The sequence below is a fragment of the Romboutsia weinsteinii genome (assembly GCF_002250835.2).
In the GTDB taxonomy this organism is placed as follows: Bacteria; Bacillota; Clostridia; order Peptostreptococcales; family Peptostreptococcaceae; genus Romboutsia_A; species Romboutsia_A weinsteinii.
This window is the reverse complement of the sequence record NZ_NOJY02000042.1, coordinates 1-22,074: the sequence shown is the minus strand read 5'-3', so window position 1 is coordinate 22,074 and position 22,074 is coordinate 1. Positions and strand designations below refer to the sequence as shown.

The window sequence follows — 22,074 nt, the reverse complement described above, 5'->3', positions numbered from 1 at the left end:
TTTTGACATGGGCTCAGATACTGTTATATATCTGGCTTTATGTTTGTTTGGTTGTTTCAAATTCTATAAATTAACCTACTGTTTAATTTTCAAAGTTCTTGCATACTCTTCTTGAGTACTTACTTATATTATCATCTATAATATTTTAAGTCAATACTTTTTTCCATTATTTATTTTATTTTTATCATTACATCAATAATAGCTTGTGCAAAAGTATCTACATCACCTCTACACAAACTATTATTACCTGTTTCTTTGAAGATTATTCTAACTTTCAGTAAAATATTTTTGAATTCCTACATATATAGCCCACGCTATTTTATCTTGATACTTTTCATCTATTAATAATTTAGCTTCTTTTTCATTAGATAAAAATCCACATTCTATCAATACTGATGGTATTTCATTTTCCTTTAGTAAATATATATCATCTCTAGGCTTAACTTTTCTATTGTTGTTGCTATCGACTACTCTCTTTAGTTCTGCTTGTATAAATTCCGACAGTTGTTTACTATCTTCTTTTCCTTTGGGATAAAATGTTTGCGCACCATAATACTTAGATTGTTCAAATGCATTTAGATGTATAGATACAAACATATCTGCATTAGATTCTTGTATTATTTTTCTTCTATTTTTTAGATTCTCATTATATTTTTGTCTTATAGTTTTATTGCCCTCTTCTGTATATAAACTACTATCATCTTCTCTAGTAAGTATTACAACTCCACCACTAGATTCTAATAGTGCTCTTAATTTAAGGGTAATAGCTAGGTTTACATCTTTTTCATTTGTAGATTTATCCTTAGTTAAAGCCCCAGGATCTATTCCCCCGTGCCCAGCATCCAACACTATAGTTTTATTGGTTACTGGCATATACTGTATAACTTCCTCAGAAACATCTTTTATTTCAAATATGGACGCAGTTACTAATACTACAGCTATAACTGCAAAAATAATTTGTTTTATGTACTTTCTCACAATATCACCCTGTATATTTATATTAAAAAAGACCTCGGAATATTCCGAAGTCTTTTGTACAAACATATAAAATACAAGATTATCTCTTTGAGAATTGTGGAGCTCTTCTTGCTGCCTTTAATCCGTATTTCTTTCTTTCCTTCATTCTAGCATCTCTAGTTAAGAATCCTTCAGCTTTTAAAGCAGATCTTAAATCTAAGTCAGCTTTTAATAAAGCTCTAGATATACCATGTCTTATAGCTCCAGCTTGTCCAGTGAATCCTCCACCTTCAACTTTTACTATAACATCGTACTTAGTTTCATTGTTAGTTAAAACTAATGGTTGCTTAACATCTCTTATTAATGTTTCGTAGTTGAAGTATTCTCCAACTGGTCTTCCATTTACTACTATATTTCCTTCACCTGCAACTAATCTTACTCTAGCTACAGAGCTTTTTCTTCTTCCAGTTCCGTAATATTGAACGTTAGCCATGATAACTCCTCCTTTCACCCGTTAATTATTATTTAAAGTTTAAAACTTCTGGATTTTGAGCTGCATGATCATGGTTAGCTCCTGCAAATACTCTTAATCTAGTCATCATTCTACTTCTTAATTTGTTCTTACATAACATACCGCTTACAGCATGAGATACAACTTCTTCAGGCTTCTTAGCCATCATTTCTCTGTATGATATTTCTTTTAATCCACCAACATATCCTGTGTGGTATCTGTACATTTTTTGATCTAATTTCTTCCCTGTTAAAACTACCTTCTCTGCATTTATAACAACAACGAAGTCTCCACCATCTACATGAGGAGTGAAAGTAGGCTTGTGCTTACCTCTTAATACTGTCGCTATTTCAGTTGATAAACGACCTAATGTTTTTCCTTCAGCATCAACGATGTACCATTTTCTTTGTACATCAGCTGGTTTAGCTATATAACTTTTCATAGTTGTCCCTCCTTAACTTTTTTTCATATAAAAATTTTACCGTTTATGTCAAGTCCGGGGCAAGTGGACTTATTAACACACTCTAACTTATTTTAATACATGCCCCCTGGTGTGTCAAGCTAATAATCAACTTTTTTGAGAAATAATCCGTGTGCTGGTGCTGTATGACCACAGTTGGATCTACTCTTAGATTCAATTACATCTGCTAGACACTCATTTATTCTTCCTCTACCTATATCGACTAATGTTCCTGCTATTATTCTAACCATATTATACAAGAATCCATTACCCTCAACTTCCATAATAATCAGATTCTCATTTTTACTTAATGTAATATCATATATAGTTCTTACAGTATCAACCACTGATGATCCAGAACTCATAAATCCTTTAAAGTCATGTGCACCTATTAATGATTTAGCTTCTTTCTTCATCTTTTCAAAATCCAGGTCATATTTAACATGGTACGATATATCTTTATATATAGGGTTTCTATATGGGCTATTGTATATCAAGTATCTATACCTCTTACCCTTTGCGCTGTATCTAGAATGGAATTCTTCTTCTACTTCGCAACACTCAATTATAGAAATATCCTTTGGTAGCTTAGCATTCAATGCATTTGGTATCTGTGTATAGGGTATTTTGCTTTCTAATTTTAAATTAGCAACTTGTCCCAATGCATGTACTCCAGCATCAGTTCTACCTGATCCTGTTATCTTTACTTGCTCTTTTGTTATTTCATATATAGCTCTTTCTATTGTACCTTGTATACCCAAGGAATCAGGCTGCTTTTGCCATCCACAATAGTTAGCTCCATTATATTGTATTGTAATTTTTAGATTTCTCATTAAATCCCTCTTTATATAAATCTAGTCGCTATAATTATCCCTAAATATACAACCTGTATACAACACGCTATATAATCAGACTTAGTTATAACAGACACCTTCATCTTAGTTCTATTATACCCACCCCTATAGCATCTAGCTTCCATTGCCATAGCAAGTTCATCTGCTCTTCTAAATGCACTTACAAATAGCGGTACTAGAAGTGGTACTAAATTTTTAGCTCTATTTATAATATTTTTACTTTCAAAGTCGGCTCCTCTAGACATCTGTGCCTTCATTATCTTATCAGTTTCATCTAATAACGTCGGTATAAACCTCAATGCTATAGTCATCATCATAGCTAATTCATGTACAGGTAGTCCCATCTTCTTAAACGGATTTAAGAGCCTCTCTATACCATCTGTAAGCTCTATTGGAGATGTAGTCAACGTAAGTAAAGATGTCCCTACCACTAAGAATATTAGCCTTATAGCCATGAATATAGCTTGGCTTATCCCCTGACTAGTTATCTTAATAAATCCAAACTGCCATATAGGATCTCCTGGTAAAAAGAATATATTTATTATAAAAGTAAATAGTATAATCCATCTAAGAGGTTTTAGCCCCTTTAATATATACTTTACAGGTATACTAGATAACTTAACCATACCTAATAAAGAAACCAATACTATAGTATATGGCCAAAATTTATTTATTATAAACAGAGATATCATAAATACAAAGGTAGCAATAAGCTTTATCCTTGCATCTAATTTATGAATAACTGAATTAGCAGGGTAATATTGACCTATTGTTATATCTTTTAACATTTTCCTCTTCCCCTCATAACTCTTAATATTTCTTCTTTAGCTTCTTCTATAGTTATTATATCTTCTCTTATATCAAAACCTTTGTCTCTAAGCTTTATAGCTAATTCTAATACTTGTGGTATATCTAGTCCTATTTCCTTTAACGTCTCAGTATTAGATTTAAAAACTTCTCTAGGTGTGCCTATAAGTTGTATCTTCCCGTGATTCATAACTATCATAGTTTTAGCCAACTTAGCCATATCATCCATACTGTGAGAAGATAATATTATCGTCATATTATTTTCTTTATGAAGTTTTTTTATTAAATCAAATATTTCATCTCTACCACCTGGGTCAAGACCCGCTGTAGGCTCGTCAAGAATCAACACTTCTGGATTCATAGCTATAACTCCTGCTATAGCTACTCTACGCTTCTGACCACCCGAAAGTTCAAATGGTGACTTATCTTTATATTCCTCATAATCAAGTCCTACAGATTCCATAGATAATTTAACCCTTTTTCGTATTTCATCTTCTTCTAGACCTAAATTAGAAGGTCCAAAAGCTATATCCTTCTCCACAGATTCTTCAAAAAGTTGATATTCCGGATATTGAAACACAACGCCTACTCTTTTTCTTATCTCTGTAAGATTTAAACCAGGATCAGTTATATTAAATCCATTTATTAATATTTCCCCTGATGTAGGCTTTAATATACCATTTAAATGTTGTATCAGTGTCGACTTACCAGATCCAGTATGACCTATAAGTCCTACAAAATCTCTATCTTTTATTTCAAGAGATATATTATCTAATGCCTTACTAGCAAAAGGCATTCCTTCGTTATATATATGAGTTAAATTATTTACTATAATTGACATAATTTTATCACCATCTCATCCACACTTAATATATCACTATCTATATCTAGACCTTCTTTTTTCAGCTCGCTAGATAGTTCAGTCATATAAGGCACATCTAAGCCTATTTCTTTTAGAAGTTCTATGTTTGCAAATACTTCTCTAGGTGTACCTTCAAGAATTTTCTTACCTTTTTCCATAACTATAACTCTATCAGCTTCAACTGCTTCTTCCATAAAATGAGTTATGTGTAAAGTAGTAATATCTTCTTCTTTATTTAATCTTTTAATAGTTTTCATTACTTCTTTTCTTCCAGATGGGTCAAGCATTGCTGTTGCTTCATCAAATATTATACACTTAGGCTTCATAGCGATAATACCAGCTATAGCAACCCTTTGTTTTTGACCCCCTGACAGCAGATGAGGTTGTCTATCTCTTAACTCATACATACCAACAGACTTTAGAGATTCTTCTACTCTTGCTCTTATTTCCTCAGAAGGTATTCCTAAGTTTTCAGGACCAAAAGCAACATCCTCTTCTACAATAGTAGCTACGATTTGATTATCAGGATTTTGAAATACCATTCCTGCAGTTTGCCTTATATCCCAAAGTTTATCATCATCTTTTGTATCCATTCCATCAATTAATATATTTCCCTTACCAGGCATTAATATTGCATTTAAGTTTTTTGATAAAGTTGATTTACCTGAGCCATTATGTCCTATTATTGCCACAAATTCACCTTTTTTTACTTCTAAACTTAAATCATCTATTGCTTTAAACATAGCCTCGTCAGTAATATATTCAAAAGATATATTGTTAACTTTTACTATATTATCCATTAATTTACTCCTCTTAATAGTAGTATTTTCATAAAACCATTTTAAGTAGTATTATATCACAACTCAAATAAAAAATAACTACGATATTTTATGATAAAAATGCTTAAACGCAAAAAAAGACTAAGCTATTAAGCCTAATCTTTTTTTCACTATACTAATTCTATAAAAGCCATTTCAGCAGCGTCGCCTTTTCTTGGTCCTTTTTTGATTATTCTAGTGTATCCACCATTTCTCTCAGCATACTTTGGAGCTAAGTCAGTGAATAAGTTGTTTACTACTGTTTCATCCATAACATAAGCTAAAACTTGTCTTCTAGCGTGAAGATCCCCTCTTTTAGCAAGAGTTATCATCTTTTCAGCCATTCTACGAGTTTCTTTTGCTCTAGTTACTGTAGTTTCTATTCTTCCAGCTCTTAGTAAGTCAGTTACTAAGTTTCTTAACATAAGGTTTCTGTGTGAAGTTACACGACCTAATTTACGGTAATTAGCCATACTTATCCCTCCTTTGTCAGCTACTATTCTTCGCTTGGTTTAAGACCTAGTCCAAGTTCTTCTAACTTTTGGATTACTTCTTCTAAAGATTTCTTTCCTAAGTTTCTAACTTTCATCATATCGTCCTCAGACTTGTTAGCTAATTCTTCAACTGTATTAATTCCCGCTCTTTTTAAGCAGTTGTAAGATCTAACTGATAAATCTAATTCTTCTATAGTCATTTCAAGAACTTTTTCTTTTTGGTCTTCTTCTTTTTCTACCATTATCTCAACATTGCTTACATGCTCAGTTAAGTCTATGAATAGATTTAAATGTTCAACTAATACTTTGGCTGCAAGAGATATTCCTTCTTGAGGATTTATACTTCCATTAGTCCATACATCAAGTACTAATTTATCATAATCTGTTTTTTGACCTACTCTTGTATTTTCAACGTGGTAGCTCACTTTTTCAACAGGAGTATATATAGAGTCTACAGGTAAAACACCTATAGGCATATTCTCTGTTTTATTTTCTTCAGCAGAAACATATCCTCTACCTTTGTCTATGAATATATCCATATTAAATTTAGCATTGTCATCTAAAGTTGCTATTACTAAGTCTTTGCTTAATATTTCAACATCTGGAGGACATATTATATCTGCTCCAGTAACAACACATGGTCCTTGAGCTTCTATTTTAAGAGTTCTGTTTCCTTCACCCTCAATAGTAGCTGAAAGCTCCTTTAATGTTAATATTATTTCTGTAACATCTTCTTTAACACCAGGAACAGTTGAAAATTCATGAAGAACTCCATCTATTTTTATAGCATTTACTGCACAACCTGGTAAAGAAGATAATAATATTCTTCTTAAAGCATTTCCTATAGTTATTCCATAGCCTCTTTCTAGAGGTTCTATGACAAATTTGCCATAGCTATAATCTTCGCTAAGTTCAATTATATCTACTTTTGGTTTTTCGATTTCTATCATGGACAAAACCCTCCTTCAAATTTATTAATCCACTGAGGGTAAACAAATTTTAAAAATCTTATTAATCTTTGATTATTACTTAGAGTAAAGCTCTATGATTAAGTGTTCAGCTACTTCAAGATCTATATCTTCTCTTGATGGCATAGCAACAACCTTAGCAGTCATTCCTTCAACATTAGCTTCTAACCACTTAGGAGCTATTCTTGAATTAGCTTCTACTAAAGCTTTGAATTTAGCAGAAGTTTTAGATTTTTCTTTAACTTCTATAACGTCTCCAGCTTTAACTGTTATTGAAGCTATATCTACCTTCTTACCATTTAAAGTGAAGTGACCATGTCCTACTAATTGTCTAGCTTCTTTTCTAGATGAAGCTAATCCCATTCTGTAAACTACATTGTCTAATCTTCTCTCTAATAAGCTTAATAAATTGTCCCCTGTTATTCCAGACATTTTTTCAGCACGTTCGTATAAGTTTCTGAATTGAGTTTCTAAAACTCCGTATATTCTCTTAACTTTTTGTTTTTCTCTTAATTGTAAACCATAGTTAGAAACTTTCTTTCTTCCTTGTCCATGTTGTCCAGGAGCATAGTTTCTCTTAACTATAGCACATTTATCTGTATAACATCTATCACCTTTAAGGAATAATTTCATTCCTTCTCTACGGCATTGTCTGCATGATGCACCAGTATATCTTGCCATTTCATTACACCTCCTATTGTACTCTTATAATTAAACTCTTCTTCTCTTTGGCGGTCTACATCCGTTGTGAGGAATTGGAGTAACGTCTTTTATCATAGTTACTTCTAATCCTGTAGCTTGTAACGCTCTTATCGCAGCTTCTCTACCAGAACCTGGTCCTTTAACGAATACTTCTACAGTTTTTAAACCGTGTTCCATCGCAGCTTTAGCAGCAGTTTCAGCAGCCATTTGTGATGCGAAAGGAGTAGCTTTTCTTGATCCTTTGAATCCTAATTGACCAGAAGATGCAGCTGATATAGCATTTCCGTGAACGTCAGTTAAAGTTATTATAGTGTTGTTAAAAGTTGATTGTATATGCGCATGTCCACGTTCTATGTTTTTACGCTCTCTTCTTCTAACACGTACAGCTTTCTTTTTAGGTTTAGCCATTGTTTTGTCCCTCCTATCTACTTATTATTTTTTCTTCTTACGAGATACAGTTTTTCTAGGACCTTTTCTAGTTCTAGCGTTAGTCTTAGTTCTTTGTCCTCTTAATGGAAGACCTTTGGCATGTCTCATACCTCTGTAACATTTTATATCTCTTAATCTCTTTATGTTTAAAGCGATCTCTCTTCTTAAGTCACCTTCAACCAAGAAATCGTTGTCTATTATTTTTCTTAATTCATTAACTTGATCATCTGATAAGTCTTTTATTCTTGCATCTGGACTTATTTCAGCTTTAGCTAATATTTCGTTAGCAGTTGCCTTACCTATACCATATATATAAGTTAAGCCTATTTCCGCTCTTTTTTCTCTAGGTAAATCTACCCCAGCTATTCTTGCCATGATTCGCACCTCCTACACTTAGTTTTAGTGTTAAACTCTTAATATCATATTTTAATCTGAATCCCAGATTTGTAACGATTTAATGTTAACTTGTTAATATCACAGTATCATATTATACTACAAATCTTAACAAATTACTAGTAATAAATTATTATCCTTGCTTTTGCTTATGCTTTGGATTTTCACAGATAACCATTACTTTACCTTTTCTCTTTATTACTTTGCACTTTTCGCACATTGGTTTTACTGATGGTCTTACTTTCATTGTTAATCCCTCCTTAGACTATTAATAGCCTACTTCTTACGCCAAGTGATTCTTCCTCTTGTAAGATCATATGGAGAAAGTTCAACATTCACCTTATCACCTTCAAGAATTCTTATGAAGTTCATTCTTAGCTTTCCAGATAAGTGACATAATACTTCATGTCCATTTTCTAACTTTACTTTAAACATAGCATTAGGTAAGTTTTCAACAACTGTACCTTCAAATTCTATAACATCTTTTTTGGCCATTAACTAACCAAACCTCCATTTCAATAAGTTAAACACTAAGGTCTAACTTAGTAAGTTGAGCTCTTAAAAAAGCATCTGTAAGATACTCACATGATAATATTTTGTTTTTAACTTCATTATTAATAACATTATATCTTTTTAAGTGCTTAACTTTCTTTAACTTAGGTTGGTCAAGTTTTCTCTTTTTACCATCCGATATTAAAACATATTGATCATCAACTACTTTTATTATAAAAAATAATCTCCCTATGTCCCTACCAGATGTAGATTCAACTACCTGACCTACACTTAAATTTTTTGATAGCACTTTTTTCACCTACTTCTTTTGATTATAACGCTGTTAATATCAACGGTTCATCTTCAGTAATTGCTATCGTGTGCTCATAATGAGCAGATTTTAGTCCATCTATTGAAACAATAGTCCAGCCATCTGCTAGAGTTTTAACATGGTAACGACCAGCGTTAACCATTGGCTCTATAGCTATTACCAATCCTTCTTGAAGTTTTGGTCCTTTTCCTGCTGGTCCATAATTAGGTACTTGAGGATCTTCATGAAGATCTGAGCCAATCCCATGTCCAACCAAATCTCTAACTACAGAGAACCCATTTTTTTCTACGTGTGCTTGTATTGCGTGTGAGATATCGGATAATCTATATCCTAGTTTAGCAAATTTTATTCCTTCATAGAAGCTTTCTTTAGTTACTTCTATTAATTTCCTATCTTCTTCAGATATCTGACCTACTCCGTGAGTTTTCGCGGAATCTCCATGATATCCTTTATAATAGGCTCCTATATCTAAACTTATAATGTCTCCCTCTTTAACTATTCGGTTTTTATTAGGAATCCCATGTACAACTTCATTATTGATAGATGCACATATAGATCCTGGAAAACCTCCATAGCCTTTAAAAGATGGGATGGCATTATATTTTTTTATATTTTCTTCAGCTATTTTATCTAGCTCTAAAGTAGATATTCCCGGAGTAATAGCTGCCTCTAATATCCTATGAGTATCAGCGACAATTTTGCCAGCCTCTCTCATAAGTTCAATTTCTTTTTTAGATTTTAAGATAATCATTAATTATCACTTCCTAGAGCAACTACTATATCTTCAAATACCTTATCTATAGATTGTTGACCATTTATGTTAGCTATTATACCTTGAGATGTATAATAATCTGCTAATGGTTTAGTTTCATCTAGATAAACTTGTATTCTCTTTGATACAGTTTCTTCATTATCATCTGCTCTTTGGTACAGTTCTCCTTGGCATACATTGCATACACCTTCAACTTTAGGAGCATTAAACTCAACATGATACGTAGCACCGCAAGATTTACATATTCTTCTTCCAACTGCTCTAGATACTAATATACTCTTATCAACTTCGATATTTACTACCGTGTCTAAAGCTATATTAGCTTCTTTTAAAAACGCATCTAATTGTTCAGCTTGAGCTACATTTCTTGGGAACCCATCTAGCATAAATCCATTCTTACAGTCATCTTGAGATACTCTGTCTGTAACTAAACCTACAGTTAACTCATCTGGAACTAATAATCCTTGATCCATGAAAGACTTTGCTTTGTTTCCAAGTTCTGTTCCCTCTTTTATATTCTTTCTGAATATATCTCCAGTTGATATATGAGGTATGTTATATTTTTCTACTATTCCTGCAGCTTGTGTGCCTTTACCAGCTCCAGGAGGTCCAAGTAATATTATTCTCATACTATCATCTCCGATTTATTTTAAGAAACCTTGGTAGGTTTTCATAACTAAATTTGATTCTAGCTGTCTCTTAAGCTCTAATGCAACCCCAACAACTATTAATAGAGATGTTCCCGCTAATGTTACGTTTACATTCATGAAATAAATCATAACAGCTGATACCATAACTATACATGCTAAGAATGTTGCACCTGCTAAAGTTAATCTTGATAATATTCTGTTTAAATAATCTATAGTAGGATTACCTGGTCTTATACCTGGTATAAACCCACCGTTATTTTTCATATTATTAGCTATATCTTCAGTATTGAATGATATAGTAGTATAGAAATATGAGAAGAATACTATCAGCAGAACCTCAAGTGTTCTATATATCCAAACTCCAGGAGAGCTTGTAGCACTCAGGTATGTTTGAACAAAAGTCTGAGCTTCTGAACCCATAAACATTGCTATAGTTTGAGGGAAAGCTAAAAGTGAACTAGCAAAAATTACTGGTATAACTCCTGACTGATTAACTTTCATAGGTATATGAGAACTTTGTCCTCCATACATTTTTCTTCCAACAACTCTTTTAGCGTATTGTACAGGTATTTTTCTTGTGGCTTCTTGTATATATGTAACAGCTGCCATAGTAAGAAGTATAACTACTACTAAAGCTATGCCTGACCATATAGGCAATTTTCCACTTTGTATTTGTTCTACAGTTTGCATAATATCAGTTGGAATTCTTGAGATAATTCCTACGAAAATTATGATAGAGCTTCCATTACCTAGTCCTTTTTCGGTAATTTTGTCTCCTATCCACATTAAGAGCATACTTGCTCCTACTAATGTTAATATAACTGTAACTATAAAAAATACACTATTAGTTTTTAGAGCACTTCTTACAATACCTAGGGTGATTGCAATCGCTTGTATAAAGGCTAGTGCTAGTGCTATATACTTAGTGTATTTATTGATCTTTTTCTTTCCTTCTTCTCCTGATTTTTGAAGTTCTTCAAGACCTTCAAAACCAATAGTTAGAAGTTGTATTATTATAGATGCTGTAATATATGGTCCTATCCCTAGAGCAAATAAAGTAAAGTTACTAAAAGCTCCTCCAGTAAATAAGTTATATAAGGAAAGTAGACTATTACTGCCTACCAAATTCCTTATATAATCTGTATCTATTCCAGGAACCGGTATAGTGGCACCTATTCTAAATACTAAAATCATCATCAAAGTATATAATATTTTTGTTCTTACGTCTTTTATCTTCCAAGCTTGTTTTAACTGTGCCAGCACGTTAACTCACCCCGCCTGTAGAGCTAGGAGCAGCAGATTATATTAATTCTGCTTTCCCACCAGCTTTTTCTATTTTTTCTTGAGCTGAAGCTGTGAACTTAGCAGCTTTAACTGTTACAGCTTTTTCTAAGTTACCTTCGCCTAAGATCTTAACACCGTTCTTTTCTATCTTACTTATAGCTCTTGTAGATAATAAAAGTTCAGCTGTTACTTCAGTTCCGTTTTCGAATCTGTTTAATACATCAACGTTAACTTCTGTGAATACTTTTTTATTTGGATTAGTGAAACCTCTCTTAGGAAGTCTTCTAGCTAGTGGCATTTGTCCACCTTCAAATCCAACTCTAACTCCACCACCTGAACGAGACTTTTGTCCCTTTTGTCCACGTCCTGCAGTTTTACCTTGTCCAGTAGCAGTACCTCTACCTAATCTTTTCTTAGATCTTACTGCACCTTCAGCAGGTCTTAATTCATGTAATTTCATGGATTGCACCTCCTTCTTTTGCTTCTTTATGATTATTCAGCTATTTCAGTTACTTCAACTAAATGCTTAACTTTTGTGATCATACCTCTTATTTGGGCATTGTCTTCTTTAACAACTACTTGTTCTCTTTTTCTTAATCCTAACGCTTCTACGTTTTTTCTTTGGTTAGGAGTAGTTCCTATTGTACTTCTAACTAATTTTATTTGTAATTTAGCCATTTTTCACTACCTCCTTAGCCTAGAAGATCTTCAACTTTTTTACCTCTAAGTTTAGCTATTTCTTCAACTGTTTTTAGAGAGTTAAGTCCTTCGATTGTAGCATTTACCATATTTCTTGGGTTGTTAGATCCTAAAGATTTAGCTCTAACGTCTTTTAATCCAGCTAATTCAAGTACAGCTCTAGCAGGTCCCCCAGCTATAACTCCTGTACCTTCTTGAGCAGGCATTATTAATATTTTACCAGCACCAAAGTGTCCGTTTACTCTGTGTGGTATAGTTGTACCAACCATAGGTACTTCTATAAGATTCTTTTTAGCATCTTCTACTGCTTTTTTTATAGCGTCTGGTACTTCCATTGCTTTACCAGCACCTATACCAACGTGTCCGTTCTCGTCTCCAACAACAACTAAAGCTGCAAATCTGAAGTTTCTACCACCTTTAACAACTTTAGTAACACGTCTTACTTCAACAACCTTCTCTTGAAGATCAAGTTGTCTTGCATCTATCGGCTTACGACGTAGCATGTGTGTTTCCCTCCTTCTTATTAGAACTTAAGACCAGCTTCTCTTGCACCTTCAGCTAATTCTTGTATTCTTCCGTGATATAAGTATCCACCTCTGTCAAATACAACTTCAGTGATTCCTTTTTCCACAGCTTTTTTAGCTACCATTTGGCCAACCATCTTAGCTGCTTCTTTGTTTCCTGTGTGACTAACAGCACCCTTTACTTCTGCTTCTAAAGAAGATGCAGATATAAGAGTTACTCTGTTTGTGTCATCTATTATTTGAGCATATATATTATTAGCACTTCTAAATACACATAATCTTGGTCTTTGAGTAGTTCCAGCTATTTTCTTACGAACTCTCTTATGTCTTTGAAGTCTTTTAGCATTTTTATCAACTTTCTTTAACACTGAGATCACTCCTTTCTTAAACGTTTAAGTTATTTGGTATTATTTCTTACCAGTTTTACCTTCTTTACGTCTTACTACTTCACCAGCGTATCTTATACCTTTACCCTTGTATGGCTCTGGCTTTCTCCAGTCTCTTATCTTAGCAGCGTAGTTTCCTACTAATTGCTTATCGATACCTTTAACTACTAACTCAGTTTGGTTTGGAGCTTCAACAGTTATTCCTTCTGGATCTTCCATCTCAACTGGATGAGAGTATCCTAAGTTCATAACTAACTTAGTTCCTTGCTTTTGAGCTCTGTATCCAACACCTACTAATTCTAATTTCTTTTCGAAACCAGTAGTAACACCTACAACCATATTATCTAATAAAGTTCTAGTTAATCCGTGTAAAGATCTGTGTTTCTTGTTGTTAGTTGGTCTTTCAACAGTTATAGTGTTTTCTTCTTGCTTTATAGTTAATTCATTGCTGAATTCTTTTGATAAAGTTCCTTTAGGTCCTTTTACAGTTATAAAGTTACCTTCAGCTATTGTTACTTCAACACCTGCAGGTACTGTTATTGGCTTAACACCTATTCTTGACATAGTTGCACCTCCTTACATGTTCGTTTATATTACCAAACGTAGCAGATTACTTCTCCACCAGCATTTTCTTTTCTAGCTTGCTTATCAGTTAATATCCCTTTTGAAGTAGATATTATTGATATTCCTAAACCGTTTAATACCTTTGGTATTTCGTGCTTAGCAGCGTAAACTCTCATACCAGGCTTTGATATTCTCTTAAGTCCTGATATAACTCTTTCGCCTGATTGTCCGTACTTTAATTGTATTCTTATTATTCCTTGCTTTCCATCTTCTATAACATCATAACCTCTAACGAAACCTTCTTCTAATAAGATTCTAGCTAATTCTTTCTTTATATTAGAAGCGGGAACGTCAACAGTTTCATGCTTAACAACGTTAGCATTTCTGATACGAGTCAGCATATCTGCGATTGGATCTGTCATTGTCATATTGAAACCCTCCTTCCATTTTTAACAAGTTTTTACCAACTTGCTTTTCTAACACCAGGTATTTGACCTTTATAAGCTAATTCTCTAAAGCATATACGGCATATACCAAACTTTCTTAACACTGAATGTGGTCTACCACATATAGTACATCTAGTGTATTCTCTAGTAGCGTACTTTTGCTTCTTTTGTTGTTTAACAACCATTGCTTTTCTTGCCACTGGAATCCCTCCTTCGTATTCTAACTTAGAAAATGTCCTTTCCTAAGCTTACTTAGAAAACGGCATTCCTAATAATTTTAATAATTCACGAGCTTCTTCGTCAGTCTTTGCAGTCGTAACGAATATTATATCCATCCCTCTTACTTTATCAACTTTATCGTATTCTATTTCAGGGAATATTAATTGTTCTTTAACACCTAAAGCGTAGTTTCCTCTACCATCAAAAGCGTTAGCGTTAACTCCTCTGAAGTCTCTAACTCTTGGTAAAGATACAGATACTAACTTGTCCATGAAGTAGAACATTTTGTCAGCTCTTAATGTAACTTTCGCTCCTATTGGCATTCCTTCTCTTAATTTGAAGTTTGCAACAGAGTTTCTAGCTTTTGTAGTAACAGGCTTTTGTCCTGATATTATAGCTAGTTCTTCTACAGCTTTTTCTAATCCTTTTGGATTTTCTCTAGCGTCACCTATACCCATGTTCATAACTATTTTGTCTAACTTAGGTATTTCCATAACGTTTTTGTATCCAAATTTCTCCATTAAAGCAGGAGCAACTTCTTTCATGTATTTTTCTTGTAATCTAGAAGCCATTTAAGGTCCCTCCTTTCAAGCTATATTATATTTCTTTTCCGCTCTTTACTGCTACTCTTACTTTTTTCCCGTCTTTCATTTCAGTTCTAACTCTTGTACCTTTTCCTGTTTCAGGATCTAATGGCATAACGTTAGATATATGAACTGGGGCTTCTTTATTTATTATTCCACCTTGTGGATTCATAGCACTTGGCTTTTGGTGCTTAGTTATTACGTTTACACCTTCAACTAATACTCTATTAGCCTTAGGGAATACTTTAACAACTGAACCTTTTTTACCTTTATCTTTTCCTGCTATCACTACAACAGTGTCGCCTTTTTTAACACGCATCATGTCCTATTGCACCTCCTTATTATAGTACTTCTGGAGCAAGAGAAACTATCTTCATGAATTCATTATCTCTTAACTCTCTAGCAACAGGCCCGAATATACGAGTTCCTACTGGTGTTTTGTCATCTTTGATTATAACAGCAGCATTCTCGTCGAAAGATATATAACTTCCGTCTTTACGTCTTACGCCTTGCTTGCTTCTAACTATAACAGCTTTAACAACTTTACCTTTTTTTACAACTCCACCAGGTGTTGCACTTTTAACAGTAGCAACTATAACGTCGCCTATGTTACCATATCTTCTCTTACTTCCGCCTAGTACACGTATACATAATATCTCTTTTGCTCCAGAGTTATCTGCAACTCTTAAACGTGATTCTTGTTGTATCATATCGTAATCCCTCCTTTTCCAAAAAACTACTTAGCAGTTTCGATAACTTCTACTAATCTAAATCTCTTATCCTTTGATAAAGGTCTAGTTTCCATTATCTTAACTCTATCTCCGATTTTACATATGTTTTGTTCATCGTGAGCCTTGAACTTATTAGTTCTCTTTACCGGCTTATTATATAATGGATGACGTACGAAATCTTCAACAGCAACAACTATTGTCTTATCCATTTTATCACTAACAACACGGCCTATTCTAACTTTTCTTCTTCCTCTTTCCATGTTAAAAAGCCTCCTTTCCCAAATTAAGCTCTAGTTCTTTCAACAAGAACTGTTTTAACTCTAGCTATATCCTTCTTAACGAATTTTATTCTCGCTGTATTTTCTAATTGACCAGTAGCTAATTGGAATCTTAAGCTAAATAATTCACTTTTGAAGTCATTTAATTTGTTCATAAGCTCTTCGTTTGTTAAATTTCTTAATTCTTTAGCTTGCATCCTATTCACCACCCTTTACTTCTAAATCTTCACGCTTTACAAACTTACACTTAACTGGAAGTTTGTGCATCGCAAGTCTCATTGCTTCTCTAGCTTTATCTTCAGGAACACCTGCTAATTCGAACATTACTCTTCCTGGCTTAACTACAGCTACCCAGTATTCTGGAGAACCTTTCCCAGCACCCATACGAGTTTCAGCTGGTTTTCTTGTTACAGGCTTATGTGGGAATATTTTTATCCAAACCTTCCCGCCTCTTTTTATATATCTAGTCATCGCGATTCTGGCAGCTTCTATTTGATTAGAAGTTATCCAAGAAGCTTCCATTGCAACTAGTCCGAACTCTCCATAAGTAACCTTATTACCTTTTTGAGCCTTACCAGCCATACTTCCTCTATGAACTCTACGACGCTTTACTCTTTTTGGCATTAACATTAGTATTTCCTCCTTCCCTAAACCTTACGATTATTAATTTCCTTTGTTTTCTGTTCTTTGAGGTCTTGAACCTTGAGCACCTTGAGGTCTTTGTCCTTGCGGTCTTGATCCTTGAGCACCTTGAGGTCTTTGTCCTTGCGGTCTTGATCCTCTGTTATCAGTTCCTCTATTATCTCTATTGTTGTTGTATCTTCTATTATCGTTTCTTCTGTTATCTCTCTTGTTATCTCTTCTATCTCTTCTGTTGTTATCTTTTCTTTCTTCTCTTGGGTTTACACCGTTTCTAGTTGGAAGAACTTCACCGTTACATATCCAAACTTTTATACCAGTTTTCCCGTAAGTAGTGTTAGCTTCAGCGAAACCGTAGTTTATATCAGCTCTTAATGTTTGTAAAGGTACATTACCTTCGCTGTATCCTTCAGTTCTAGCCATTTCAGCTCCACCTAATCTTCCAGAAGCAGATACTTTTATACCTTTAACTCCTGATTTCATAGCTCTTTGTATAGCTTGCTTCATAGCTCTTCTGAACGCAACTCTTCTTTCTATAGCTAATGCTATATTTTCAGCTACTAATTGAGCTTCTTTGTCTGCGTTTCTTACTTCAACTATGTTAACTATAACATTTTTCTTAGTCATTTTTTCTAATTCAACTTTTAATGCTTCAATTCCAGCACCAGCTCTTCCTATAACTACACCTGGCTTAGCAACGTGTAAGTCTAACTTTAACTTGTTAGCTGATCTTTCTATTTCTATTTTAGCAACTCCAGCTGAGTATAACTTATTCTTTAAGAATTTACGAACGTTATGGTCTTCTAATATTAAGTTTCCGAATTCTTTTTTATCAGTTGCGAACCATCTTGAATCCCAATCTTTTATAACACCGACTCTTAGTCCGTGTGGATTAACCTTTTGTCCCATTGTTTTCCCTCCTATCTTCTAACTATTTTTTTTCCTTAAGAACAACCTCTATGTGAGAAGTTCTTTTTCTTATCATTGTTGCACGTCCCATAGCTCTAGGCATGAATCTCTTCATTGTAGGCCCTTGGTTTGCAACTACTGATTCTATATATAAATTTTCAACATCCATCTCGTGGTTGTTTTCAGCGTTTGCTTTAGCAGATTTTACAACTTTAGCTATTATTGCAGCCGCTCCTCTTGGAGTGAACTTTAATATTGCTAATGCTTCATCAACATTCTTTCCTCTAACAAGGTCACAGACTTGTCCTGCTTTTCTTGGTGATACACGTACATATTTAGCAGTAGCTTTTGCTTCCATTTGCTATTCCTCCTTCCTTAGTCAGATATTATTATCTTCTTTTATTAGATTTTTCGTCGTCCTTGTGTCCTTTGAAAGTTCTTGTAGGAACGAACTCACCTAATTTGTGTCCAACCATGTCTTCAGTTACGAAAACTGGAACATGTCTTCTTCCATCATGAACAGCTATAGTATGTTCTACCATTTGTGGGAATATAGTTGAAGTTCTTGACCAAGTCTTTATAACTTCTCTATTTCCACTAGCGTTCATTGCTTCTATTTTCTTTAAAAGTCTCGCATGTATGAAAGGTCCTTTTTTAGTTGATCTTGACATATAATTTCCTCCTTCCCGAGCATAAAGTAAATCTATAATTACTTAGTTCTTCTTGATACTATTAACTTATCAGAAGCTTTATTTTTCTTTCTAGTTTTGTATCCAAGAGCTGGTTTACCCCATGGAGTAACAGGTGATGGTCTACCTATTGGAGATCTACCTTCCCCTCCACCGTGTGGATGGTCACAAGGGTTCATTACAGAACCTCTAACAGTAGGTCTTATACCCATATGTCTTTTTCTACCTGCTTTACCGATAACTACGTTACCGTGCTCTATGTTTCCAACTTGTCCTATTGTAGCTTTACAATCGATACTTACGTATCTCATTTCACCTGATGGTAATCTTAATAAAGCTTTCTTTCCTTCTTTAGCCATTAATTGAGCAGAAACTCCAGCAGATCTAACTAATTGAGCTCCTTTTCCTGGCTTTAATTCTATGTTATGAACAACTGTACCAACTGGCATATCCTTTAATGCTAATGCATTTCCTGGCTTTATGTCAGCAGTAGGTCCTGATAATATTGTAGATCCAACTACTAATCCAACTGGAGCTAATATATATCTCTTTTCACCATCTGCATAGTGTAATAAAGCTATGTTAGCTGTTCTATTTGGATCGTACTCTACAGTAGCAACCTTTGCAGGTATTCCATCTTTATTTCTCTTAAAATCTATTATTCTATATTTTCTCTTTGACCCTCCACCTCTGTGACGGACAGTTATTTTACCATGTGCATTTCTACCAGCGTTCTTCTTTAGTGAAACTAAAAGAGATCTTTCTGGTTCGTTACATGTTATTTCATCAGAAACTAAAACTGTCATCTGTCTTAAGGCAGGAGAAGTTGGTTTAAACTTTTTTATAGCCATCTGTTTTCCCTCCTTCGTTAGTTAGGATATTACATTCCTTGGAAGAATTCTATATCTTTACTGTCTGCAGCTAATTTAACTACAGCTTTTTTAAAGCTTGCTGTTCTTCCTTCATGTTTACCCATTCTTTTAACTTTTCCATCGTAGTTTAAAGTATTTACGTTGTCAACAGTAACTCCGAATACTTTTTCTACAGCTTTCTTTATTTCAGTTTTGTTCGCATTCTTAGCCACAACAAAAGTGTATTTCTTTTCAGTCATCTCAGCCATACTTTTTTCAGTAACAACTGGTTTGATTATTATATCATGTGGATTAGTCATTATGCGTACACCTCCTCCACTTTTTTAACCGCGTCTGTAGTTATTATGAATGAATCATACTTTAATATATCGTAAACATTTATAGTGTTAACTGTAGCAGTTGCAACACCTTCTATGTTATTAGCTGATTTTACTACGTTATCGTTTTTCTCAGCTGTTACTATTAAAGCTTTCTTAGAAGCGTTTATGTTCTTTAATATTTGAGTGAATTCTTTAGTCTTAGGAGCTTCCATTGTTAAAGCGTCTAATACTATCATCTCTCCATTTTGTACTTTAGCAGATAAAGCACTCTTTATAGCTAATCTTCTTACTTTCTTTGGTAAAGTGTAGCTATAATCTCTTGGCTTAGGTGCGAATGCAACTCCACCGCCTACCCATTGTACAGCTCTTATAGAACCTTGTCTAGCTCTACCAGTTCCTTTTTGTTTCCAAGGCTTTCTTCCTCCACCTCTAACTTCAGATCTAGTTTTAGCAGATTGAGTTCCTTGTCTCTTGTTTGCTAATTGGTTTTTTACAACCTCATATAAAACATGTTCATTAACTTCTACGTTGAATATAGAATCTACTAACTCCATTTCACCAACGTTTTGTCCATTAACGTTTAATACATTTAATTTTGGCATTGTGCTTCCTCCTTTCCGTAGGTTAGTCATTATTTAGAAGCTTTTACTGCTTCTTTTATTGTTACTACTGAACCTTTAGCTCCTGGTATAGCACCTTTAACTAATATAAGGTTCTTATCAGCATCAACTTTAACTACCTCTAAGTTTTGAACAGTAACTTTAACGCTACCCATGTGTCCAGCTAATTTTTTGTTTTTAAATACTCTACCAGGGAATGAACACGCACCCATTGAACCTGGTCTTCTGTGGTATCTAGAACCGTGAGATTCAGGACCTCTTGATTGTCCATGTCTCTTTATTGGACCTTGGAATCCCTTACCTTTTGATATTCCAGTTACATCTATAACTTCACCTGCAGCGAATAAATCAGCGTTTATTTCTTGTCCAACTGTGTATCCTTCTACAGAATCTACTCTAAATTCTTTTAAGTGCTTCTTTAAAGTGTTAGCAGCAGCTAAATGTCCTTTTTGAGGCTTATTTAAAGCTTTTTCTTTAACTTCTCCGAAACCTATTTGTATAGCGTTGTATCCATCTTTTTCAATTGTCTTGATTTGAGTTACAACTATTGGTCCTGCCTCAACAACTGTTACAGGTATTACTATACCTTCTTCAGTGAATATTTGAGTCATACCTAATTTTTTTCCTAATATTCCTTTCATATTAGCACCTCCTATAATTCTTACAGCGGATTACCTCCTAAGGGGTAATCATTCTAAGATAGTTACCTATAGGATAAAATATCTTAGGGGTTCTTATAATTTTATTTCTATATCAACACCAGCTGGTAAGTCTAATCTCATTAATGAGTCAACTGTCTTAGGTGTTGGGTTAGCTATGTCTATTAATCTCTTGTGAGTTCTTATTTCGAATTGCTCTCTAGAGTCTTTGTACTTATGCACAGCTCTTAATATAGTCACTATTTGTTTATCAGTTGGTAGTGGCACAGGTCCTGAAACTTGTGATCCAGCTTTTTTAGCAGTTTCAACTATTTTAGCAGCTGAAAAATCTAATAAACTATGATCATATGACTTTAATCTTATTCTTATCTTTTCATTGTTAGCCATTTTAATTTCCCTCCTTCATCGCACGTTTAATTCTTAGCTTACGTACTTCCAATACCGATACACTGCTCCGGGTGTGTTGTAATTTTACATTCAGTATTGGTTCGCTTTTTTCTAAGATTTAATTTTATTATTTCGTATCTCTCAAGCACACTATTATATTTTATATTATTATTTACATTTTTTCAAGTTTTTTTTGTATTTTTACAAAATTTATTTTTTTATGTAAAACATTCAACAAAACTTGATTTGGTTCTGTATTAAAGCACTAGCTTAGTATATATGTTTTTTAACTCATTGTCAATGAAATACTATAAGTATATTATTGTCATTTATTATAAAACAAAAAAAGGAGAGGTAAACCCCCTCCTTCTTTCTATATAAATCGCTTAAGAAGTTATAGAATAAATTATTCTACTATAGAAGCAACAACACCTGATGCTACTGTTCTTCCACCTTCTCTTATTGCGAATCTTAATCCTTCTTCTACACATATAGAGTTTATTAACTCTACTGACATAGTTACGTTATCTCCTGGCATAACCATTTCGATTCCTTCTGGTAACTTACAAGCTCCAGTTACGTCAGTTGTTCTGAAGTAAAATTGAGGTCTGTATCCATCGAAGAATGGAGTATGTCTTCCACCTTCTTCTTTTTTAAGAACGTATACTTCTGCCATGAACTTTGTGTGTGCTTTAACTGTTCCTGGCTTAGCTAATACTTGTCCTCTTTCGATTTCGTTTCTTTGTACCCCTCTTATTAATGCT

40 protein-coding genes are annotated in these 22,074 nt (G+C 33.8%); all 40 read right to left on the bottom strand.

Annotation, left to right across the window (positions count from 1 at the left end; genetic code table 11):
• Positions 1 to 267: 267 nt before the first annotated feature.
• Complete coding sequence (gene cwlD / locus CHL78_RS15910) at positions 268 to 978, bottom strand: N-acetylmuramoyl-L-alanine amidase CwlD (RefSeq protein WP_094367831.1); 711 nt, start codon at positions 976 to 978, stop codon at positions 268 to 270.
• 79 nt (positions 979 to 1,057) lie between these two features.
• Positions 1,058 to 1,450, bottom strand: a complete 393-nt coding sequence (gene rpsI, locus CHL78_RS15905) for a 30S ribosomal protein S9 (protein WP_094367832.1) — start codon at positions 1,448 to 1,450, stop codon at positions 1,058 to 1,060.
• A 28-nt stretch (positions 1,451 to 1,478) separates the two neighbouring features.
• Complete coding sequence (gene rplM, locus CHL78_RS15900; protein WP_094367833.1) at positions 1,479 to 1,910, bottom strand: 50S ribosomal protein L13; 432 nt, start codon at positions 1,908 to 1,910, stop codon at positions 1,479 to 1,481.
• A gap of 119 nt (positions 1,911 to 2,029) precedes the next feature.
• The gene (gene truA, locus CHL78_RS15895; RefSeq protein WP_094367834.1) at positions 2,030 to 2,761 is read right to left on the bottom strand and encodes a tRNA pseudouridine(38-40) synthase TruA; all 732 of its coding nucleotides are present in this window, start codon (positions 2,759 to 2,761) and stop codon (positions 2,030 to 2,032) included.
• Positions 2,762 to 2,772: 11 nt separating this feature from the next.
• A complete protein-coding gene (locus CHL78_RS15890; RefSeq protein WP_094367835.1) occupies positions 2,773 to 3,570 on the bottom strand; it encodes an energy-coupling factor transporter transmembrane component T family protein in 798 nt (265 codons plus the stop codon).
• A complete protein-coding gene (locus CHL78_RS15885; RefSeq protein ID WP_094367836.1) occupies positions 3,564 to 4,430 on the bottom strand; it encodes an energy-coupling factor transporter ATPase in 867 nt (288 codons plus the stop codon). The genes CHL78_RS15890 and CHL78_RS15885 overlap by 7 nt, the downstream gene beginning before the upstream one ends.
• Positions 4,418 to 5,251 carry an energy-coupling factor transporter ATPase gene (locus tag CHL78_RS15880; RefSeq protein ID WP_094367837.1) on the bottom strand — a complete coding sequence of 278 codons (834 nt, stop codon included), beginning with the start codon at positions 5,249 to 5,251 and terminating at the stop codon, positions 4,418 to 4,420. Before CHL78_RS15880 ends, CHL78_RS15885 begins: the two co-directional genes overlap by 13 nt.
• 149 nt (positions 5,252 to 5,400) lie before the next feature.
• The gene (gene rplQ, locus CHL78_RS15875; protein ID WP_094367838.1) at positions 5,401 to 5,742 is read right to left on the bottom strand and encodes a 50S ribosomal protein L17; all 342 of its coding nucleotides are present in this window, start codon (positions 5,740 to 5,742) and stop codon (positions 5,401 to 5,403) included.
• A gap of 23 nt (positions 5,743 to 5,765) precedes the next feature.
• Positions 5,766 to 6,713, bottom strand: coding sequence for a DNA-directed RNA polymerase subunit alpha (locus tag CHL78_RS15870; protein ID WP_094367839.1), 948 nt, complete (start codon positions 6,711 to 6,713; stop codon positions 5,766 to 5,768).
• 75 nt (positions 6,714 to 6,788) lie between these two features.
• Positions 6,789 to 7,412, bottom strand: coding sequence for a 30S ribosomal protein S4 (gene rpsD / locus CHL78_RS15865; protein WP_094367840.1), 624 nt, complete (start codon positions 7,410 to 7,412; stop codon positions 6,789 to 6,791).
• 30 nt (positions 7,413 to 7,442) lie between these two features.
• A complete protein-coding gene (rpsK, locus tag CHL78_RS15860; protein ID WP_094367841.1) occupies positions 7,443 to 7,841 on the bottom strand; it encodes a 30S ribosomal protein S11 in 399 nt (132 codons plus the stop codon).
• A gap of 24 nt (positions 7,842 to 7,865) precedes the next feature.
• Positions 7,866 to 8,237: a 30S ribosomal protein S13 gene (gene rpsM / locus CHL78_RS15855; RefSeq protein ID WP_094367842.1), complete on the bottom strand. Its 372-nt coding sequence runs from the start codon at positions 8,235 to 8,237 to the stop codon at positions 7,866 to 7,868.
• Between the two features lie 151 nt (positions 8,238 to 8,388).
• On the bottom strand, positions 8,389 to 8,502 hold the full coding sequence (gene rpmJ / locus CHL78_RS15850) for a 50S ribosomal protein L36 (RefSeq protein WP_017753001.1): 114 nt from the start codon (positions 8,500 to 8,502) through the stop codon (positions 8,389 to 8,391).
• 29 nt (positions 8,503 to 8,531) lie between these two features.
• The gene (gene infA / locus CHL78_RS15845) at positions 8,532 to 8,750 is read right to left on the bottom strand and encodes a translation initiation factor IF-1 (protein ID WP_094367843.1); all 219 of its coding nucleotides are present in this window, start codon (positions 8,748 to 8,750) and stop codon (positions 8,532 to 8,534) included.
• 28 nt (positions 8,751 to 8,778) lie between these two features.
• Complete coding sequence (locus tag CHL78_RS15840) at positions 8,779 to 9,057, bottom strand: KOW domain-containing RNA-binding protein (RefSeq protein WP_094367844.1); 279 nt, start codon at positions 9,055 to 9,057, stop codon at positions 8,779 to 8,781.
• A gap of 22 nt (positions 9,058 to 9,079) precedes the next feature.
• Positions 9,080 to 9,829 (bottom strand): type I methionyl aminopeptidase, encoded by a 750-nt coding sequence (gene map / locus CHL78_RS15835; protein WP_094367845.1) that lies wholly within the window; start codon positions 9,827 to 9,829, stop codon positions 9,080 to 9,082.
• Positions 9,829 to 10,479, bottom strand: coding sequence for an adenylate kinase (locus CHL78_RS15830; protein ID WP_094367846.1), 651 nt, complete (start codon positions 10,477 to 10,479; stop codon positions 9,829 to 9,831). Before CHL78_RS15830 ends, map begins: the two co-directional genes overlap by 1 nt.
• Positions 10,480 to 10,494: 15 nt before the next feature.
• Positions 10,495 to 11,763 carry a preprotein translocase subunit SecY gene (secY, locus tag CHL78_RS15825; protein ID WP_094367847.1) on the bottom strand — a complete coding sequence of 423 codons (1,269 nt, stop codon included), beginning with the start codon at positions 11,761 to 11,763 and terminating at the stop codon, positions 10,495 to 10,497.
• Between the two features lie 37 nt (positions 11,764 to 11,800).
• The gene (gene rplO, locus CHL78_RS15820) at positions 11,801 to 12,244 is read right to left on the bottom strand and encodes a 50S ribosomal protein L15 (RefSeq protein WP_094367848.1); all 444 of its coding nucleotides are present in this window, start codon (positions 12,242 to 12,244) and stop codon (positions 11,801 to 11,803) included.
• Between the two features lie 32 nt (positions 12,245 to 12,276).
• Positions 12,277 to 12,462 carry a 50S ribosomal protein L30 gene (rpmD, locus tag CHL78_RS15815; protein WP_071119026.1) on the bottom strand — a complete coding sequence of 62 codons (186 nt, stop codon included), beginning with the start codon at positions 12,460 to 12,462 and terminating at the stop codon, positions 12,277 to 12,279.
• Positions 12,463 to 12,476: 14 nt separating this feature from the next.
• Positions 12,477 to 12,986, bottom strand: coding sequence for a 30S ribosomal protein S5 (rpsE, locus tag CHL78_RS15810; protein ID WP_116041597.1), 510 nt, complete (start codon positions 12,984 to 12,986; stop codon positions 12,477 to 12,479).
• Between the two features lie 20 nt (positions 12,987 to 13,006).
• Positions 13,007 to 13,375: a 50S ribosomal protein L18 gene (rplR, locus tag CHL78_RS15805; RefSeq protein WP_116041595.1), complete on the bottom strand. Its 369-nt coding sequence runs from the start codon at positions 13,373 to 13,375 to the stop codon at positions 13,007 to 13,009.
• Positions 13,376 to 13,414: 39 nt separating this feature from the next.
• Positions 13,415 to 13,957: a 50S ribosomal protein L6 gene (gene rplF, locus CHL78_RS15800; RefSeq protein WP_116041593.1), complete on the bottom strand. Its 543-nt coding sequence runs from the start codon at positions 13,955 to 13,957 to the stop codon at positions 13,415 to 13,417.
• Between the two features lie 29 nt (positions 13,958 to 13,986).
• Positions 13,987 to 14,385, bottom strand: a complete 399-nt coding sequence (gene rpsH / locus CHL78_RS15795) for a 30S ribosomal protein S8 (RefSeq protein ID WP_116041591.1) — start codon at positions 14,383 to 14,385, stop codon at positions 13,987 to 13,989.
• Positions 14,386 to 14,417: 32 nt separating this feature from the next.
• Complete coding sequence (locus CHL78_RS15790; protein WP_021127555.1) at positions 14,418 to 14,603, bottom strand: type Z 30S ribosomal protein S14; 186 nt, start codon at positions 14,601 to 14,603, stop codon at positions 14,418 to 14,420.
• Positions 14,604 to 14,651: 48 nt separating this feature from the next.
• On the bottom strand, positions 14,652 to 15,194 hold the full coding sequence (gene rplE, locus CHL78_RS15785) for a 50S ribosomal protein L5 (protein WP_116041589.1): 543 nt from the start codon (positions 15,192 to 15,194) through the stop codon (positions 14,652 to 14,654).
• A gap of 25 nt (positions 15,195 to 15,219) precedes the next feature.
• Positions 15,220 to 15,525 carry a 50S ribosomal protein L24 gene (gene rplX, locus CHL78_RS15780; RefSeq protein WP_116041599.1) on the bottom strand — a complete coding sequence of 102 codons (306 nt, stop codon included), beginning with the start codon at positions 15,523 to 15,525 and terminating at the stop codon, positions 15,220 to 15,222.
• Positions 15,526 to 15,547: 22 nt separating this feature from the next.
• Positions 15,548 to 15,916, bottom strand: a complete 369-nt coding sequence (rplN, locus tag CHL78_RS15775; RefSeq protein ID WP_116041587.1) for a 50S ribosomal protein L14 — start codon at positions 15,914 to 15,916, stop codon at positions 15,548 to 15,550.
• Between the two features lie 26 nt (positions 15,917 to 15,942).
• Positions 15,943 to 16,197: a 30S ribosomal protein S17 gene (gene rpsQ / locus CHL78_RS15770; RefSeq protein ID WP_116041585.1), complete on the bottom strand. Its 255-nt coding sequence runs from the start codon at positions 16,195 to 16,197 to the stop codon at positions 15,943 to 15,945.
• Positions 16,198 to 16,220: 23 nt separating this feature from the next.
• Positions 16,221 to 16,412 carry a 50S ribosomal protein L29 gene (gene rpmC / locus CHL78_RS15765; protein ID WP_116041583.1) on the bottom strand — a complete coding sequence of 64 codons (192 nt, stop codon included), beginning with the start codon at positions 16,410 to 16,412 and terminating at the stop codon, positions 16,221 to 16,223.
• A gap of 1 nt (position 16,413) precedes the next feature.
• Positions 16,414 to 16,845 carry a 50S ribosomal protein L16 gene (gene rplP / locus CHL78_RS15760; RefSeq protein WP_116041581.1) on the bottom strand — a complete coding sequence of 144 codons (432 nt, stop codon included), beginning with the start codon at positions 16,843 to 16,845 and terminating at the stop codon, positions 16,414 to 16,416.
• 33 nt (positions 16,846 to 16,878) lie between these two features.
• Positions 16,879 to 17,763, bottom strand: a complete 885-nt coding sequence (rpsC, locus tag CHL78_RS15755) for a 30S ribosomal protein S3 (RefSeq protein WP_116041578.1) — start codon at positions 17,761 to 17,763, stop codon at positions 16,879 to 16,881.
• Positions 17,764 to 17,785: 22 nt separating this feature from the next.
• Positions 17,786 to 18,121 carry a 50S ribosomal protein L22 gene (gene rplV, locus CHL78_RS15750; protein WP_116041576.1) on the bottom strand — a complete coding sequence of 112 codons (336 nt, stop codon included), beginning with the start codon at positions 18,119 to 18,121 and terminating at the stop codon, positions 17,786 to 17,788.
• A gap of 31 nt (positions 18,122 to 18,152) precedes the next feature.
• A complete protein-coding gene (gene rpsS, locus CHL78_RS15745; protein WP_116041574.1) occupies positions 18,153 to 18,434 on the bottom strand; it encodes a 30S ribosomal protein S19 in 282 nt (93 codons plus the stop codon).
• 38 nt (positions 18,435 to 18,472) lie between these two features.
• Entirely contained in the window at positions 18,473 to 19,303 is an 831-nt protein-coding gene (gene rplB, locus CHL78_RS15740; protein ID WP_116041572.1) for a 50S ribosomal protein L2, read from the bottom strand.
• A gap of 29 nt (positions 19,304 to 19,332) precedes the next feature.
• Positions 19,333 to 19,623 carry a 50S ribosomal protein L23 gene (gene rplW / locus CHL78_RS15735; protein WP_116041570.1) on the bottom strand — a complete coding sequence of 97 codons (291 nt, stop codon included), beginning with the start codon at positions 19,621 to 19,623 and terminating at the stop codon, positions 19,333 to 19,335.
• Positions 19,623 to 20,246 (bottom strand): 50S ribosomal protein L4, encoded by a 624-nt coding sequence (rplD, locus tag CHL78_RS15730; protein WP_116041568.1) that lies wholly within the window; start codon positions 20,244 to 20,246, stop codon positions 19,623 to 19,625. The genes rplW and rplD overlap by 1 nt, the downstream gene beginning before the upstream one ends.
• A 29-nt stretch (positions 20,247 to 20,275) precedes the next feature.
• Positions 20,276 to 20,905, bottom strand: a complete 630-nt coding sequence (gene rplC / locus CHL78_RS15725) for a 50S ribosomal protein L3 (RefSeq protein ID WP_116041566.1) — start codon at positions 20,903 to 20,905, stop codon at positions 20,276 to 20,278.
• Positions 20,906 to 20,998: 93 nt separating this feature from the next.
• On the bottom strand, positions 20,999 to 21,310 hold the full coding sequence (gene rpsJ, locus CHL78_RS15720) for a 30S ribosomal protein S10 (RefSeq protein ID WP_116041564.1): 312 nt from the start codon (positions 21,308 to 21,310) through the stop codon (positions 20,999 to 21,001).
• Between the two features lie 406 nt (positions 21,311 to 21,716).
• A partial coding sequence (locus tag CHL78_RS15715; RefSeq protein WP_456300084.1) for an EF-Tu C-terminal domain-related protein occupies positions 21,717 to 22,074 on the bottom strand: 358 nt, incomplete at its 5' end.

Coding starts and splice junctions, on each gene's coding strand:
- rpmJ (WP_017753001.1), bottom strand. CDS start 8,502: ATGAAAGTAAGACCATCAGTAAAACCAATGTGCGAAAAGTGCAAAGTA.
- rplV (WP_116041576.1), bottom strand. CDS start 18,121: ATGGAAGCAAAAGCTACTGCTAAATATGTACGTGTATCACCAAGAAAA.
- rpsE (WP_116041597.1), bottom strand. CDS start 12,986: ATGCTACGTCGTAAGCCGATAGATGCAAGACAACTTGATCTTCAAGAG.
- rplX (WP_116041599.1), bottom strand. CDS start 15,525: ATGCGTGTTAAAAAAGGCGACACTGTTGTAGTGATAGCAGGAAAAGAT.
- rplF (WP_116041593.1), bottom strand. CDS start 13,957: ATGTCAAGAATAGGTGTTAAGCCAATAACAGTACCTGCAGGTGTTGAA.
- rplM (WP_094367833.1), bottom strand. CDS start 1,910: ATGAAAAGTTATATAGCTAAACCAGCTGATGTACAAAGAAAATGGTAC.
- rpsJ (WP_116041564.1), bottom strand. CDS start 21,310: ATGGCTAACAATGAAAAGATAAGAATAAGATTAAAGTCATATGATCAT.
- rpsS (WP_116041574.1), bottom strand. CDS start 18,434: ATGTCAAGATCAACTAAAAAAGGACCTTTCATACATGCGAGACTTTTA.
- rplP (WP_116041581.1), bottom strand. CDS start 16,845: ATGTTAATGCCAAAAAGAGTAAAGCGTCGTAGAGTTCATAGAGGAAGT.
- rpsM (WP_094367842.1), bottom strand. CDS start 8,237: ATGGCAAGAATAGCTGGGGTAGATTTACCTAGAGAAAAAAGAGCGGAA.
- rplN (WP_116041587.1), bottom strand. CDS start 15,916: ATGATACAACAAGAATCACGTTTAAGAGTTGCAGATAACTCTGGAGCA.
- CHL78_RS15830 (WP_094367846.1), bottom strand. CDS start 10,479: ATGAGAATAATATTACTTGGACCTCCTGGAGCTGGTAAAGGCACACAA.
- rpsC (WP_116041578.1), bottom strand. CDS start 17,763: ATGGGACAAAAGGTTAATCCACACGGACTAAGAGTCGGTGTTATAAAA.
- rpsK (WP_094367841.1), bottom strand. CDS start 7,841: ATGGCTAAACCTAAAAAGAAAGCTGTACGTGTTAGAAGAAGAGAGCGT.
- rplE (WP_116041589.1), bottom strand. CDS start 15,194: ATGGCTTCTAGATTACAAGAAAAATACATGAAAGAAGTTGCTCCTGCT.
- rplW (WP_116041570.1), bottom strand. CDS start 19,623: ATGACTAATCCACATGATATAATAATCAAACCAGTTGTTACTGAAAAA.
- map (WP_094367845.1), bottom strand. CDS start 9,829: ATGATTATCTTAAAATCTAAAAAAGAAATTGAACTTATGAGAGAGGCT.
- rplQ (WP_094367838.1), bottom strand. CDS start 5,742: ATGGCTAATTACCGTAAATTAGGTCGTGTAACTTCACACAGAAACCTT.
- CHL78_RS15890 (WP_094367835.1), bottom strand. CDS start 3,570: ATGTTAAAAGATATAACAATAGGTCAATATTACCCTGCTAATTCAGTT.
- rpsD (WP_094367840.1), bottom strand. CDS start 7,412: ATGGCAAGATATACTGGTGCATCATGCAGACAATGCCGTAGAGAAGGA.
- rpmC (WP_116041583.1), bottom strand. CDS start 16,412: ATGCAAGCTAAAGAATTAAGAAATTTAACAAACGAAGAGCTTATGAAC.
- CHL78_RS15870 (WP_094367839.1), bottom strand. CDS start 6,713: ATGATAGAAATCGAAAAACCAAAAGTAGATATAATTGAACTTAGCGAA.
- rplC (WP_116041566.1), bottom strand. CDS start 20,905: ATGAAAGGAATATTAGGAAAAAAATTAGGTATGACTCAAATATTCACT.
- rpsH (WP_116041591.1), bottom strand. CDS start 14,385: ATGACAATGACAGATCCAATCGCAGATATGCTGACTCGTATCAGAAAT.
- rplO (WP_094367848.1), bottom strand. CDS start 12,244: ATGAAATTACATGAATTAAGACCTGCTGAAGGTGCAGTAAGATCTAAG.
- rpsQ (WP_116041585.1), bottom strand. CDS start 16,197: ATGGAAAGAGGAAGAAGAAAAGTTAGAATAGGCCGTGTTGTTAGTGAT.
- rplD (WP_116041568.1), bottom strand. CDS start 20,246: ATGCCAAAATTAAATGTATTAAACGTTAATGGACAAAACGTTGGTGAA.
- CHL78_RS15880 (WP_094367837.1), bottom strand. CDS start 5,251: ATGGATAATATAGTAAAAGTTAACAATATATCTTTTGAATATATTACT.
- infA (WP_094367843.1), bottom strand. CDS start 8,750: ATGGCCAAAAAAGATGTTATAGAATTTGAAGGTACAGTTGTTGAAAAC.
- CHL78_RS15885 (WP_094367836.1), bottom strand. CDS start 4,430: ATGTCAATTATAGTAAATAATTTAACTCATATATATAACGAAGGAATG.
- rpmD (WP_071119026.1), bottom strand. CDS start 12,462: ATGGCTAAATTACAAATAAAATTAGTTAGAAGTACAATAGGAACTACT.
- rplB (WP_116041572.1), bottom strand. CDS start 19,303: ATGGCTATAAAAAAGTTTAAACCAACTTCTCCTGCCTTAAGACAGATG.
- rpsI (WP_094367832.1), bottom strand. CDS start 1,450: ATGGCTAACGTTCAATATTACGGAACTGGAAGAAGAAAAAGCTCTGTA.
- truA (WP_094367834.1), bottom strand. CDS start 2,761: ATGAGAAATCTAAAAATTACAATACAATATAATGGAGCTAACTATTGT.